Below are 14,312 nucleotides of genomic sequence, written 5' to 3'. Positions count from 1 at the left end.
AAGATGTAAATGTTTAACCTAGCTAGTCATCTCCACTAATCTTCAAAGATTATCTCTTTTATAAGATATGTAAAATTCAAATTAAAATACGGACAAATCGTACATAACAAGGACATAATTTGTTACAATATAGAAAAAGACAGACAAACAGAATGGGGTCTTCAAAATGCAAAGACGATGGCAAACATTTCAACGTTATCCATTATTACGAGCAACACTTTACTTATTAACAGGGCTACTGGCCTTATTGTATCCGCAGCAATTAACACAATGGTTGATTTATCTGATTGCTATTTACGTCGCATTTTTTGGGATGATCAATATTCTTTCTGGTTTGAGAGAAAAAAGCCGTAGCAATCAATTTGGTTTTGAAATGTACGTAGGACTCTTTTTGGTGGTGATTGCGCTACTCATCTTGGCTTTAGCTAAACCATTATTGACTTTAGCAACCATCTTTTTAGGAATTTTCATTTTAATCAATGGCTTTTTACGTCTATCCCAAGTATTTGAACTTAAAAAAATGAATCAACCTTTCTTACCACTCCTCTTTTATAGCGTGATCCTAATCATTGCGGGCTTCATTTTAATGTTTAATGCGATTACCAGTATCATGACCCTCGTCGGTAGTGTGTTTATTTTTATGGGGCTTTCTGAAATCATTCGCTCATTTTCGTTACGTAAATGATACGAAGATAAACGAATAATCTTGAGATAGTATTTTCATGTTTCGTGTAGTATAGTAAGTTTAAGTAAGCGATAAAGAAGGTGAGTACGATGGAAAAAATTTCAAAAGAAACCTGTCATCCAAATGATGTCCCCGTGATATTCATTTATAATCATCAAGATGAAATTATCGGTAAACTATCCATTAATGAATGGAAAGCCCAGAAAAAAGCGGCTCAACTGTTAAATGAGCTTGAAATCAAACTTTACCGCGAAGCGATTAACTATTACACTTCGAATGATTTTGACAAAGCAGAAGATATTTTACTATTTTTAATTTTACAAACGGATTATACTCACTACGAGTATGTAGAACGGCTTGCAAATTTGTATCGTCGCAATCAGCGACACTCGAAAGAAAAAGATATTTTATTAAAAGCGCGAAAAAACATGCTTGCATTTGAGGCTACAGAAGGAATTATTCGACGGATTGATAAACGTCTCCTTAGACATGAGACAAGTGATCATACCGCGTCACATTCTTATTTATTGCAATAGGTTCACTAAAAGGAGGACATTATAATATGGGATTAAAATTCCAACGCGAGGATTCACTAGATAAGATGTTCGAAAACTTTGCTTTTTTACCAGAAGAAGAAAAAGAGAATACCACTGAAGAACGAAACAAAGACATTGAGCGCTTTTTAAATCCTCAACCAAAAGAAAACAAACAAAAAACAGAAAATCAAGCCTAGGGCCTTCACCCTTCTTGATTTTCTGTTTTTTTATTTGATTATTCGGCGAATAGTCGTTGCTCAATCGCAGCCCAAGCTTCTTCTTTCCCCATTTTTGTTTCAGAAGAAAACAGGATGAAATCATCGTTATTATCAAAATCAAGTGCTTTTTTAACGATACTTTCGTGTTTATTCCATTTTCCACGGGGAATTTTATCCGCTTTTGTTGCGACCACAATGACAGGAATATCGTAATATTTCAAAAATTGATACATTTGAATATCTTCTTCGCTAGGTTTATGACGTAAATCAACGAGTGAAACGACAGCTCTTAGTTGCTCTCTTGAGGCTAAATACGTTTCAATCATTTTGCCCCATTTTTCTCGTTCTGTTTTGGAAACTTTTGCATACCCATATCCAGGAACATCAACAAAATGTAAGGCATTTTCAATCAAATAAAAGTTTAGCGTTTGCGTCTTTCCAGGTTTTGAAGACGTTCTTGCTAAATTTTTACGATTAATTAATGTGTTGATAAATGATGATTTCCCAACATTTGAGCGGCCTGCTAAGGCGATTTCAGGTAATTGAGTATCAGGATATTGCGCTGGTGAAACAGCACTAATCACAATTTCAGCTGAATGGACGTTCATTTGATTCACTCCTTTTCTCAGACAATTAGCCAGATTGGCAAACACCCAATCTGGCTATCTGTTATCGGTTTATCCGACTTTTTTTTCTTTATAGAAGATTTCTGGTTGCCCTTCTTCTTTAGCTGCTGCTTCGGTAATCACAACTTTTTGCACTTCTTCTTGTGACGGTATTTCAAACATGACGTCCATCATAATATCTTCAATGATAGAACGTAGGCCACGAGCGCCAGTATTTCTTTCAATCGCTTTTGCCGCAATTGCATGCAGTGCTTTTTCTTCAAATTCAAGCGTTGTTTCATCAAGTTCTAGTAATTTTTTGTATTGTTTGACAAGCGCATTTTTCGGTTCGGTTAAAATGCGAACCAAATCATTTTCAGTTAATTTATCTAACGCTGCCATTACTGGTAAGCGACCAATAAATTCAGGAATTAAACCAAATTTTAAAAGGTCTTCCGGAATAATATATTTCATCATACTTTCCTCGTCACCAATTTTTTGGTTATTAGCGCCAAAACCAATCGTTTTTTCACCCATCCGATTTTTCGCGATTGTTTCGATACCATCAAAAGCACCACCAACGATAAATAGAATATTCGTGGTGTCAATTTGAATCATTTCTTGTTGCGGATGTTTCCGTCCCCCTTGAGGCGGTACGGAAGCCACAGTTCCTTCTAAAATTTTCAATAAGGCTTGTTGGACTCCTTCACCAGAGACATCACGTGTAATTGACACGTTCTCACCTTTGCGGGCAATTTTATCAATTTCATCGATATAGATAATGCCTTTTTCAGCACGTTCCACATCATAATCTGCTGCTTGCAATAATTTTAATAAAATGTTCTCAACGTCTTCGCCAACATAGCCAGCCTCTGTTAAGCTTGTCGCATCTGCAATCGCAAACGGCACGTTTAAACTCCGCGCTAATGTTTGAGCTAAGAATGTTTTTCCTGATCCAGTTGGACCAATCAGGCAGATATTACTTTTTTGAAGTTCGACTTCATCTTCTGTCATTTCTGAATTCACGCGTTTATAGTGATTATAAACTGCAACAGATAAAGCGCGTTTTGCGCGATCTTGACCGATTACATATTGATTTAAAATTTCTAACAATTCTTTTGGTTTTGGAACATCCATAAACTCAAAAACTGCTTCTTCATAAAATTCTTCATCAATAATATCTTTGCATAATTCGATACATTCATCACAGATGTAGACACCTGGACCAGCAACGATTTTACGTACTTCTTCTTGTGCTTTTCCACAAAATGAGCAACGTACTGGATCATTTCCTTTTGTATTTTCGTACACGGTGTTCACTCCTTGTTTTTCTCTCTAAAAAATTGTGAAAGAAAAGCTTAATTTAACAATCTTTGCACATTCTATCATAGTTTATTTAAAAGCAAAAGCCTTTGATTCGATTGGCTTAAAGAATTCTAAAGACAACGACGCAATCAATCGCCCCTGTCTTCTTCCGTTAGGCCATTATCAATCATAAGAAAAAACTGCCTGAGTACAATCCCTCAGACAGTTTAATGCTTCGTTTAAATTACTCTGCTTCAACAGCTGTAGAAGTGATAATTTCAACGGCTTTTTTCATTGTAATATCATGTTTTAACATGTCTTCTGACAACACACGACGAACTTGCGCTTCTGGCATATTGTAGCTTTCAGCTAATTCTTTGATTTCCGCTTCGATTTCTTCAGCAGTTGCTTCGAAACCTTCTGCTTTAGCAATTGCTTCAATTACTAAGTTTGTTTTTACGCGGTTATCTGCTTCGCCTTCAAATTGTTTATGAAGATCTGCTTCAGTAGAACCTGTTAATTGGTAGTACATTTCAGGAGCGATTCCTTGACGTTGCATATTGTTTAGGAATTCATCCATTGCACGGTGTACTTCGTCATGAACCATTACGTGTGGTAATTCAACGATTTCTGCATTTTCAACTGCGGCACGAATAGCTGCTTCTTCTACTGCATCTTTCGCTGCTTCTTCTTTGCTGTCTTTAATTTCAGCAAGGAATTTTTCACGTAATGCTGCTAATGTTTCAACAGAATCATCGATATCTTTTGCAAATTCATCATCTAATTCAGGTAATTCTTTTGCTTTTACTTCATGAACGGTTACTTTGAAAGTTGCTTCTTTACCAGCTAAATCTTCTGCTTGGTATTCTTCAGGGAAAGTAACGACTACATCCACGTTTTCGCCTGCTTTTTTACCAATTAATTGATCTTCGAATCCTGGAATAAATGAACCTGAACCTAATTCTAATGAATAGTTCTCGCCTTTTCCACCTTCAAATGCTTCTTCGCCAACGAATCCTTCGTAGTCGATAACAACAGTGTCGCCTTCAACTGCTTCTTCTTCTTTGACAACTAATTCAGCGTGTTGTTTTTGTAAATCAGCTAAACGTGCATCAACATCTGCTTCTGATGCTTCACGATCTTGTTTCGCAACTGTTAAGTTTTTGTATTCGCCTAATTTTACTTCAGGTTTTACAGTAACTTTTGCAGTAATGACCCAATCTTCGCCTTTGTTCATGCTTTTTACATCGATTTCAGGTTGTGATACTGGGTTAATTCCCGCTTCCGCAACTGCTGCATCGTAGTTTGCTGGTAAAACAGCATTTAGAGCATCCTCATACAATGATTCTTCTCCATACATACGATCAAAAACTGTACGGCTAACTTTCCCTTTACGGAAGCCAGGTACGTTTAAGTTTTTCTTTACACGGTTAAAAGCGACCGTTAAGCCTTTTTGAATTTCTTTTTGATCAACAGAAAATGTTAGTACGCCTTCATTAGTGGCTGTTTTTTCCCATTTTGCAGTCATGTGTTTCCCTCCGAATAACTAATAATTTACATATAAAATAACTCTATGCATACCTTTAAATAGTACACTAAGCCGGGTTAAAAGTAAACACGATAAGCATAAAATTCTTGATTAAAACAACTCTTGATAAATTTCACGTAATATTTGTTTTATTTCGTGAATCTCAGGGTATTTTTCAAGCTGTATAGTTGCTTGTTCGTCACCAAACATCGCGCGATATTCCAAATGATAACTTTGTGCCCAATCAGGTATAGCGGTAATTTCTGGCAACACAGGATAGAGTAACGCCAAGTGCGCTTGGGCTTCTAAAGCGATTGCTTCCGCCATTTGTGGATCGTCGTTTTCCCATTTTTCAGCGATTAATTTCAAAAGTAACTGTAATTGAGGAGTTTGTGCTAAAGGTTGTAGCTTTGAAAGATCAATGTCTACTTCTTGATTCGCAATTGTTTTAACAAAAATCGTTTCTTTGACACCACAGCTCAGTAACATTTCGACTAATTTCGGTGACAAAAATGGATTTTGTGACCGAACGAGGTAGGCTCGTGCTAATGAAACAAACCGAGTCAAAGACAGGCGCTTTAACCATTGGTGCCACTGGTTACCTAAAATCGGCAATCGTTGTTGATCCCATAACTGTAATTGAGACTCTTTCACAAGATACGTTTGTTCGCCAATTAAATCTTGCGTGCTTTCCAATAGAAGTAAATCGCGTTGCACCTTTTCATTCGGATATTGTTGCAAAAGACGATGAACGGTTAAATACTGTTCATCTAATAGAAGTAGATGGAGATATTTTTCTAACGTTTGCTCCTGCCCCAAGTACTCTGCTTGATACTCTTCAGCGTAATAGAGCGCTCTTTCAATGTCTCCCAGTAGTCGATACGATTCAACCAACAATTGAACATGATCAAACGTATTGGTTTGTTCATATAACTTTTCAAAATCCTTTTTCGCTGCTAGATAGTCATGGGCCAATAATTTCCGGGTCCCGCTCGCTAGTAATTGTTCTTCTTTTTCTGGGAATGGAATCAACTCAGACACGTCGTTCACCTTTCCTTCTTAGTATAAATGCTTCAATACAATCACTTCTTCAATGGGTCCATCGGCTTTCATTTTAGCCGCTTTTTCTAATAAACTATAGCCCGTAAAAATTTCCCCATTTAATTCATCTTCAATTTGAAAAATTTGTGCTTTTTCTAAAGCAATTGTTTCAGTTAATACTTCTTGAATACTATCCCAACCGGTATCGATAAAGACCTTCGTATCATCCGGTACATTTGCTTCATCTAAACGCTGAATCGCCATTTTTAATTCTTTTAATGTCATTTGATTATATTCTTGCATCAAAATCCCTCCTGTCTCCTTCATTGTAACGAATATTCCACTAAAAAAATAGAAAAAAGAAAAAAAAAGATTTTTTTGCACTAGAATAGACGATTCCTTCATCACTAAAAGTCATAAGCGTTTATCTAAGCAAAGCATAAAATGCTCCTTGTCCAATCGTTTGAACGATTAAACAAGGAGCGATTTTATCGATGTATCCTCTTCACAAAACATGAAAGAAGCGATTAACGTGCTATCAGAATCAGTCGTCTTGATGACAAGTATTCGATCTAAAAATTCGATACTTCCTTTATTTTTCGAACTGATGATTGCCCTACCAAATCATCTCTTCTAAACCATCAACATCGAGTAATGTCACTTGTTGGCGATTGATTGTTAAATATTTTTTTTCAGCTAATAACTTAAACTTTCTTGATAACGTTTCAGGCGTCGTTCCAAGGAAAGTCGCCAATTCTTTTTTTCTCATAGGTAATGTCAAGTGAGGACCTCCCTCAACTTTAGCTAGGTTCATTAAGTAGGTCGCCAAGCGCTCTTCCACCCGTTCCATCATCAAGAACTGGGATTGTTGTTCTAATGTAGTCATTTTTTGCGCACTAAACATCAATAATTTGAGACTTAGTTGTGGAAATTGTTGCAATAATGCTTGAAAATCGGTTCTTCGAATCATACAAATATCGGTTTGTTGGAGTGCTTCCGCAAATAAATGATGAGAATTAGCACCAAACAGCATATTTTCGCCTTCGTATCCGCCTGGTTCGACGATACGTAATAATTGTTCTTTTCCATTTGAAGACAACTGATACACTTTCATCGAACCACGGGCTACAATGGCTAAGCGATCTTCACTATCAGGCGTGATTATTTGCTCACCTTTTTCAAAAACCTTATGAAAGGCTACTTGGTTAATTAATCGTTGTTCTTCTAGTGCCAAGTGATTAAATAATGGCACAACCGTTACGCATAAATGGTCGCTCAACATTCTTCATCCTCCGTTTTACTTAATTTTTTGACTCAGTACATTAAATCCTATTGACTCGATTGCGCTGCCAATTTCCTCCGCTGATGTTTTGCTAGGATCAATCTCCGCTTTTACTTTACTTGCGTTAAAAAGAACTTTAAACTGCAACACGCCTTCAATTCTCCCCACAGCAGCTTCAATTTTTTGTAAACATGATGGACAAACCAATTCTTCTAATTGTAATATAATTTTTTGCATCCTTTAACACTCCTTCTTCTCTTTTCTTAAGTATACTCATCTTCTTCATCGTTTTACTTGATAGCTATCAAGTTTTTATGAAAAAGATTATTTTTACTTTTTTTATTTTTCCGTTACAATAATAGTATTATTGTGCAAAGAAGGTTAGGGAATGTCTATCAAACGGTTTGTTCAGTTATTCGTTTTATATTTTTTATCAATTGTTATCGCGGTTCCCCTTACAAATTTATTAAAGGTTGACAATGCTCTCTTGTCTTATTTTATCATTAGTGTGATTGGTTATATCACATTAACATTACCATTAACCATTATGACAATAAAGAAAGAAAAAAACAAATAAAAGGAAGTGTCTTTATGCCTGAATATGCAGATAATTTCAAAGCAACAGGAATGATTAACGCGTTAATCGAACAGTTCAATCAGCTAGAAAAAGAGTATCCTAACCAACAAGTCATTATTCTAGATGAACATCAACAACGTATCCGTGATATCAAAAAAATTAATTCGGATTTTATTCAACTGACTCTAGATGAAGCGATGCCTACGATTCGTTTTATCCATGCAAGTCAATTTAATCTCACGGTAAAAGTAACCTAACTGAAAAAAGGAAGAGATTTTCATCAGTCTCTTCCTTTTTTTTGTTAGGTCCCCATCAGAACACTGACGGGTGATGGTTTTTGATTGCGTTGTTTTTTCGAATAAATTTTTGTTGCTTGTCCTTTTTTCTTGATGCCAACTTTTATTTTTTGCTTTTCCCATTCAATTGCGATTTGATACAGTCCTCCTGGCAAATTTTTAAAGATTGCTTTCCCAGAAGTATCCGTCGTTCGAATAAACGGTTGATGATCACGTATCAAAGGTTTTTTTCCCTGTCGATTGTACAATTGAATCGCTTTTTGTGTGTTAGCTAGATCAGAGTTCAATTGAATCGCTAAATCAAAACGCGTTCGACGAAGTGCCTCTTTGCGAATCACTCGAACTAGTAACCACAAACTTAATACAACAATCATGCTCACTCCTGTTAAAATCGCAAACTGCTTGAATCGACGGAAACGATCACCGTTTTGAATGGCTTGTTTGATTTCTGGTGTATAGGGTACTCGTTTACCCGTTACTAATAGCCGATGCGAGTTAATCATATAAGGTGTACAGGTCACGAGTGTCACCAAGTCTTGGTCGTCAATGATTTTTAAGGAGGACGTCTCGTTAGGTTCTACTACCTCACTACTGATGACTTCATACGCTAACGTCTCGCCCAAAACTTCCAACAAAAACAGATCCCCGTTGTTTAATTTTGGTAAATTCGTGAACAACTCACGCTCTGGTAACCCTCGATGCGCAGAAATGACCGCGTGTGTTCCAGGCCCGCCAACTGGAAAAGACGTACCATTAATGACGGTAGCGCCAACTTCGAATAAATTCGGAGTGGTCGTATCAAAAAGTGGGATTTCAATCGCCAACTTAGGGATATTCACTTGTCCAATCACATGCTTGTCATATTGCTCCTTTGAAAGACGCCCCCCGCATTATCTTCAAAAGGATCTGTCGTAAAATGAATCCCTGTTTCCGCTAATTTTCGATTAGCCTCAGCGAGTTGTGCTTGTTGACTGGCGTACTGCTCCTCACTTTGATGGTATCAGGTACGGCATCTTCGGTTAGTACCATATTGTAAGTAATTACCAATGCATCGCCCGCTAAGGCTTTCACATTAGTACTACCTGGTACTAAGTTAATCGTTAATTCATTTCTTGTCGGTGAGATAGTCACCGTGTAATCTGTCGGAGAAGTTAATCCGGTAACCACTAGATTTTCTGGATTAGCCACGGCCATCCCTACTCCTGGTGTATCTTTAATCACAAAACTCGTTCTGGTTCCAATGTTAGTTGGAATTTGAATGGTAAGTTTGTAACTTAACACATCGCCAATTTGAACATTCGGATATTCTTTTCCATTAATCGTTACACTGCCAAACACATCAACATTGGTCATTTCTTTGATATTTTCTGCGCTAACATTCTTTGGATAGACATGAATATCTGTATTTAATTGACCGGCACTGCCCATTGCGGTGTAGATTGGCATTGCTAAAATAAAGGGTGCTGCTTTTTCAATAATGGTTGGACTATCTGGTGTAGTTGTTTCAACAAATAAGTACGCGGCATCTTTAACACTAGAGATTAATGGTAATCCTGTAAACGTTGTTTTTCCACCGGGATCGACTGTTAACTGTTCTGCTTTTGCGACTGGGAAAACGGTAGGATAGTAATTCTTTTAAATTTACAAGTTTGATGTTGGCTTCTTACTTTTCCCCGCTCGATACGCAGCTCTACTCTGTTAAAATCGCGGTCTATTCCGAGGTGTCCAGTCATTTTAATTACTATTTAGCCAATCGCTTGAAAAGCCAGTTTAAAACAAAATATGATTTTGTTTTTATTACTGATTTCCAACAAGCAGATTTGATTATTACAACCTTTGAATTACCTGCAGAGGAGTGTTATGAAACGCCACAAATTATTATTGATCCGCTTTTAACGAGCAACGATTTACTCCTAATCGATCAGTGGATTGAAAAAATGATTATGAAAGAGTCAGATTTACTTCTTTCAATGTCAGATATTTGATTTCAATAAAAAAGATTCAAGCGAGTGTTCTCGCTTGAATCTTTTTGACTAAAATTTAGAGATGTAAGATCCTTTCAACCGCTTGTTGCATTTCTGTGACTTCAACGACTTGCGTATGTAAAATTGGCAAATCCGTTAGTTCTTTGACAGCTTGCGGTAACGCAATTCCTGTTAATGCTTCTAGTTGATGGACTAAAGTAAAATCATCCGCCTCTGAGACGCGTCCAGTAATCGCTTCGACAACGATTCGTGGGAATTTATACGGACTAGCTGTTGAAATCACCACCATTTTTAATGGACTTCCCTTCTCTTCTTGATACTTTATAGCGACACTTTTAGCGACTGCGGTATGAGGGTCAATCGCATACGCCTCTTCTTTAAAGACGGAAGTAATCGTTTCTTCAACTTCCTTCTCTGTTGCAAAAGCGCCGTAAAACTCAGCTAATTCCGCTAACATTGTGGATGAAATTTGGTACTGACCATCGACAAGAAGTGCGTCCATCCATTCTTTCGTTTGTTTCGCATCGTCACCACTCAAATGGTAAATCAGGCGCTCCAAGTTACTTGAAACTAAAATATCCATCGATGGCGATGTGGTTAAGTAGAAAGGACGTTTGCGATTGTACTCGCCTGTTGTAAAGAAATCCGTTAAGACATTATTCGTGTTTGAAGCACAAATCAATTGATTAATCGGCACACCAATTTTCTTAGCGTAATAAGCAGCTAAGATATTCCCAAAATTCCCTGTTGGTACGGAAACGTTGATTGGTTCACCAATGGTAATCTCGTTGCTCTTCACTAGTTGAGCATACGTATAAACATAATAAACAACTTGGGGCAGTAAACGTCCAATATTCATTGAATTCGCAGAAGAAAATTGTTGATTATTTTTTGCTAATTTTTCTTTTAATTCGGTATCATTGAACATCACTTTTACGGCGCTTTGAGCATCGTCAAAATTCCCTTTTACCGCAATCACATGGGTATTTGCCCCTTTTTGGGTAATCATTTGTGTCTCTTGAATTTTACTAACGCCTTTTTCAGGATAAAACACAATGATTCGTGTGCCAGAAACATCGGCAAAGCCAGCCATCGCGGCTTTCCCTGTATCGCCAGACGTCGCTGTTAAAATCACGATTTCTTTTTCTACTTGATTTTTTTTAGCAGCCGTTGTCGTTAAATACGGCAAAATAGATAACGCTAAATCTTTGAAGGCGAATGTTGGACCATGAAATAGTTCCAAATAGTAACTATCGCCCTTTTTTTCAAGCGGAGCAATGACCGGATCGTCAAATTTCGCATCGTAAGCACCTGCAACACAGGCTTTAATTTCTTCGGCGGTAAAGTCCGTTAGAAATGCTTGTAAAATGAATTCTGCTACTTCTTGATATGTTTGGGTAGCCAGTTTCGCAAAGTCCAAATGTAAATCTGGAAATTGCGTCGGGACATAGAGACCTCCGTCTGTAGCGAGTCCTTGTAAAATCGCTTCTGAAGCCGTCACAATATTTTTTTCATCTCGTGTACTTTGATATAATAGAGGCATCATTTTCAACTCCTTAGAATTTTTCTTATTAATTTCATTATTCTATCATTTTTCATTCTAAAGAACTAGTCATTTTTTTATTCTGCGATTTTCCGCATTAAGTAGTCATCTAATTCTTCAAGCATTTTCTTTGGCATCGTGGAAGGAATCGGACAAACTTCCGCTTCAATTACACGACTAGCAAACGCTTGGATAAATTCAACGGTCTGATTAAAGCTTTCGACACTAATAAAATCAATCACGTCTTTTTTAGAATGGATTTGGGCACCGCCTACAACCGCCCCTCGCGCAAACGTAATGGCAGGGACTCCACCGTCGGCAAAAGGTGTCGAGTCACTTGGATAAACGCCTGTTGATGTTTTAATGGCGAAATTTAACTCTTTTGCAACAAAATCAATATAGTTAGTAATGGCTTCTTCACCCGTCACACAGGCAATATCCTTTCCTAACACAACACCAAGCATATCTAAATTAATATTTAATTTATACTGATCGATGGTCTCTTGATGTGCTTTCACGTACTGTGTTGCACCAATCAATCCACGTTCTTCCGTACCTAACCAAAGAAATTTCAACGTTCTTTTCGGTTTCTTTTGACTAAAGTATTTTAAGAAATCTAACACAGCGAGTGCACCTGTCGCGTTATCATAGACACCTTTAGAATGGCGAACAGAATCATAGTGTCCAGAAAAACAAATGATTTCATCCTCGATATCACCCGGTAATGTGACGACAAGATTGTGTGAAGTACGCGTACTTTCTTTTGCGTTAACCGTTAGTCTTACTGTCGCAGGATTCAATCTGACAAGTGTCTGAGCATCATGAATACTCATCGTGACACCAGGTATTTTCCCTAATTCTTGCAACTTCGGCCGTAAGTAACGATCTTCTACTTCGATTTCTGCGTCATAAACACTTCCGTTAAAGGTAATAAAACCTACCGCACCGGCTTGAATAATTTTTTTATACGAGTCATAGCGCAACGCCCCATTAAATAAAACGATTTTGCCTTTCATTTGACTTAAACTAATTTCATCTAAATCTTGCCCGTAATAAAAAGGCGCTTCTAAGCCTTTTGTGACACCTGCCATTCCAACACCCGTGACTTCAAAGCTTTGATTTTGAGGTGCGGTGATTTCAAAAGTAGCCGTGACTTCTTCAGGAAATTCAATTTCAAACGGCTCGAGCGTCGCATTCAAACCCATTTTCTCAATTTCCTCTTTGATAATCATCGCCGCACGGTACTCTTCCTTTGAACCGGCAATCCGTTCAAAAGATAATTTTTCTAAAAGTGCTAAATTTTCCAATACTTGACACTCCCTACTTCTATTCTTACATTTTAGTATACCTTTCTTGTGGACTAGAAACAAACCAAAAAAATATGCTATAGTAGAAAAAAGAATCGCTTTGGAGGTGCTTGACTTGTTGAGCTTAAAAGAAAAAATTATTCAAAAAAGCAAAGAATTAGGAATTGATAAAATTGGCTTTGCGACAGCTGAACCCTTTGATCATTTAAAAGAGTCCTTAATGGAACAAAAAGAAAAAGGCTTTACTTCGGGATTCGAACATCAAAACATTGACGAGCGTCTGTATCCCGAGTTAACGTTTGAACAACCCAAAAGCATTATCTCGATTGCCTTAGCGTATCCGAATAAATTCCACGGGGAAGTCCCGCGCGATGTGAAGCGTGGTCAGTTTGCCCGAGCTTCATGGGGGGAAGACTATCACTCGATTTTGCAAGATCGACTCAAAAAGTTGGTTGCTTATATCGAAAGTGAAGCAAGTTCCGAAGAAGAAAAAAACAAATGGCGTTTTTCACCGCAAGTCGATACTGGAGAATATGTCGATGTGGCTGTCGCCCAACGTGCAGGGTTAGGTTTCATTGGACTGAATGGTTTATTGATTACCAAAGAATTTGGTTCTTTCGTTTACCTCGGTGAAATTACGACCAATATTCAATTTGAACCTGACGAACCGGTCCCAAATGGCTGTGGTGATTGCACGCGTTGTATTACCGCTTGTCCAACGAAAGCCCTCTTAGGGGATGGTCGAATGAACGCCAAGCTATGTCTATCTTATCAAACGCAGACCAAAGGAATGATGCCGCGTGAGTTTCGTAAAAAAACACGAAATGTGCTCTACGGATGTGATATTTGTCAGCTTGTTTGTCCCTATAATCAAGGAATTGATTCTCACTTTCATCCAGAAATGGAACCTGTTGTCGACGAAGTTTTTCCAAAGCTTGAACCGATTTTAACGCTTTCTAATCGAGAATTTAAAGCGCAATTTGGACGACTTGCCGGATCGTGGCGTGGTAAAAAACCACTCCAAAGAAATGCGCTGATTGCCTTAGCCAATTTAGGCGGTCGGGAATCACTACCAGCCATCATTAACTGTCTAGACGATCCACGACCAGTCATTCGTGGGACAGCCGTTTGGGCAATCACTGAACTGACCAAACGTGATCCAAAGGAAACGATTGGTTTATTCGAACAATTACAAGCCAAAGAAACTGATCCAGAAGTCTTGCTTGAAATTACTGAAGCATTTGAGACCTTTAAAAATCCACGACGGAAATAAATGATGGTACAACAAAAGTTTTTTTGTGCTAAGAAACGAATACGAAATCCAAACAAATAGTACTACGAATTTCTCTAAAAGCACAAATCTTGACTACTCGTGGGTAGCACTATGAGAGGCTATGACTGTTG

18 protein-coding genes and 1 pseudogene are annotated in these 14,312 nt (G+C 37.7%); 7 read left to right on the top strand and 12 right to left on the bottom strand.

The window, feature by feature from the left end:
- Window positions 1-166: 166 nt before the first annotated feature.
- The 3 genes from IGI68_RS09830 to IGI68_RS09820 all read left to right on the top strand — a co-directional run bounded on the left by IGI68_RS09830 (window position 167) and on the right by IGI68_RS09820 (window position 1,418).
- Entirely contained in the window at window positions 167-685 is a 519-nt protein-coding gene (locus IGI68_RS09830) for an HdeD family acid-resistance protein (protein ID WP_438732537.1), read from the top strand.
- 89 nt (window positions 686-774) lie between these two features.
- Window positions 775-1,221: a hypothetical protein gene (locus tag IGI68_RS09825; RefSeq protein WP_273232365.1), complete on the top strand. Its 447-nt coding sequence runs from the start codon at window positions 775-777 to the stop codon at window positions 1,219-1,221.
- A 26-nt stretch (window positions 1,222-1,247) separates the two neighbouring features.
- Entirely contained in the window at window positions 1,248-1,418 is a 171-nt protein-coding gene (locus IGI68_RS09820) for an SPJ_0845 family protein (protein ID WP_273232362.1), read from the top strand.
- Window positions 1,419-1,456: 38 nt separating this feature from the next.
- Here IGI68_RS09820 and yihA read toward each other — a convergent pair whose 3' ends face one another.
- From yihA to IGI68_RS09785, 7 genes are all read right to left on the bottom strand, one after another.
- Entirely contained in the window at window positions 1,457-2,047 is a 591-nt protein-coding gene (gene yihA / locus IGI68_RS09815) for a ribosome biogenesis GTP-binding protein YihA/YsxC (RefSeq protein ID WP_071873763.1), read from the bottom strand.
- Window positions 2,048-2,116: 69 nt separating this feature from the next.
- Complete coding sequence (gene clpX / locus IGI68_RS09810; RefSeq protein ID WP_438732534.1) at window positions 2,117-3,355, bottom strand: ATP-dependent Clp protease ATP-binding subunit ClpX; 1,239 nt, start codon at window positions 3,353-3,355, stop codon at window positions 2,117-2,119.
- A 238-nt stretch (window positions 3,356-3,593) separates the two neighbouring features.
- Window positions 3,594-4,877 carry a trigger factor gene (tig, locus tag IGI68_RS09805; RefSeq protein WP_071873761.1) on the bottom strand — a complete coding sequence of 428 codons (1,284 nt, stop codon included), beginning with the start codon at window positions 4,875-4,877 and terminating at the stop codon, window positions 3,594-3,596.
- 111 nt (window positions 4,878-4,988) lie between these two features.
- Window positions 4,989-5,918, bottom strand: a complete 930-nt coding sequence (locus IGI68_RS09800) for a hypothetical protein (RefSeq protein WP_438732532.1) — start codon at window positions 5,916-5,918, stop codon at window positions 4,989-4,991.
- An 18-nt stretch (window positions 5,919-5,936) separates the two neighbouring features.
- A complete protein-coding gene (locus IGI68_RS09795; protein WP_438732530.1) occupies window positions 5,937-6,221 on the bottom strand; it encodes a hypothetical protein in 285 nt (94 codons plus the stop codon).
- 313 nt (window positions 6,222-6,534) lie between these two features.
- Entirely contained in the window at window positions 6,535-7,200 is a 666-nt protein-coding gene (locus IGI68_RS09790; protein ID WP_071873759.1) for a Crp/Fnr family transcriptional regulator, read from the bottom strand.
- A 15-nt stretch (window positions 7,201-7,215) separates the two neighbouring features.
- The gene (locus IGI68_RS09785; RefSeq protein WP_071873758.1) at window positions 7,216-7,437 is read right to left on the bottom strand and encodes a heavy-metal-associated domain-containing protein; all 222 of its coding nucleotides are present in this window, start codon (window positions 7,435-7,437) and stop codon (window positions 7,216-7,218) included.
- A gap of 151 nt (window positions 7,438-7,588) precedes the next feature.
- Here IGI68_RS09785 and IGI68_RS09780 point away from each other — a divergent pair, with 151 nt between their 5' ends.
- Entirely contained in the window at window positions 7,589-7,777 is a 189-nt protein-coding gene (locus IGI68_RS09780) for a hypothetical protein (protein ID WP_438732528.1), read from the top strand.
- 14 nt (window positions 7,778-7,791) lie between these two features.
- A complete protein-coding gene (locus tag IGI68_RS09775; RefSeq protein ID WP_438732526.1) occupies window positions 7,792-8,034 on the top strand; it encodes a hypothetical protein in 243 nt (80 codons plus the stop codon).
- 44 nt (window positions 8,035-8,078) lie between these two features.
- Here the strand turns inward: IGI68_RS09775 and IGI68_RS09770 are convergent, their stop codons facing one another.
- The 3 genes and pseudogenes from IGI68_RS09770 to IGI68_RS09760 form a co-directional block, all read right to left on the bottom strand.
- On the bottom strand, window positions 8,079-8,924 hold the full coding sequence (locus tag IGI68_RS09770; RefSeq protein WP_438732524.1) for a class C sortase: 846 nt from the start codon (window positions 8,922-8,924) through the stop codon (window positions 8,079-8,081).
- Between the two features lie 82 nt (window positions 8,925-9,006).
- On the bottom strand, window positions 9,007-9,471 hold the full coding sequence (locus IGI68_RS09765) for an isopeptide-forming domain-containing fimbrial protein (protein ID WP_438733274.1): 465 nt from the start codon (window positions 9,469-9,471) through the stop codon (window positions 9,007-9,009).
- Window positions 9,460-9,654: pseudogene (locus tag IGI68_RS09760) on the bottom strand (pilin N-terminal domain-containing protein); the annotation flags it as partial. The gene IGI68_RS09765 and the pseudogene IGI68_RS09760, both read right to left, overlap by 12 nt.
- Before the next feature lie 74 nt (window positions 9,655-9,728).
- Between IGI68_RS09760 and IGI68_RS09755 the strand changes: the two are divergent.
- A complete protein-coding gene (locus IGI68_RS09755; protein ID WP_438732522.1) occupies window positions 9,729-10,058 on the top strand; it encodes a hypothetical protein in 330 nt (109 codons plus the stop codon).
- A gap of 55 nt (window positions 10,059-10,113) precedes the next feature.
- Here the strand turns inward: IGI68_RS09755 and thrC are convergent, their stop codons facing one another.
- Window positions 10,114-11,601, bottom strand: coding sequence for a threonine synthase (gene thrC, locus IGI68_RS09750; protein ID WP_438732520.1), 1,488 nt, complete (start codon window positions 11,599-11,601; stop codon window positions 10,114-10,116).
- A 77-nt stretch (window positions 11,602-11,678) separates the two neighbouring features.
- Window positions 11,679-12,908: a M28 family peptidase gene (locus IGI68_RS09745; RefSeq protein ID WP_438732518.1), complete on the bottom strand. Its 1,230-nt coding sequence runs from the start codon at window positions 12,906-12,908 to the stop codon at window positions 11,679-11,681.
- Between the two features lie 115 nt (window positions 12,909-13,023).
- Here IGI68_RS09745 and queG point away from each other — a divergent pair, with 115 nt between their 5' ends.
- Window positions 13,024-14,181, top strand: coding sequence for a tRNA epoxyqueuosine(34) reductase QueG (queG, locus tag IGI68_RS09740; protein WP_438732516.1), 1,158 nt, complete (start codon window positions 13,024-13,026; stop codon window positions 14,179-14,181).
- The last annotated feature ends 131 nt before the right edge of the window (window positions 14,182-14,312 follow it).

This window comes from Enterococcus sp. DIV1314a (assembly GCF_051713805.1).
Classification (GTDB): Bacteria; Bacillota; Bacilli; order Lactobacillales; family Enterococcaceae; genus Enterococcus_I; species Enterococcus_I aquimarinus.
Note: the sequence above shows the minus strand (reverse complement) of the source record. Positions and strands in the feature narration are given on the sequence as shown.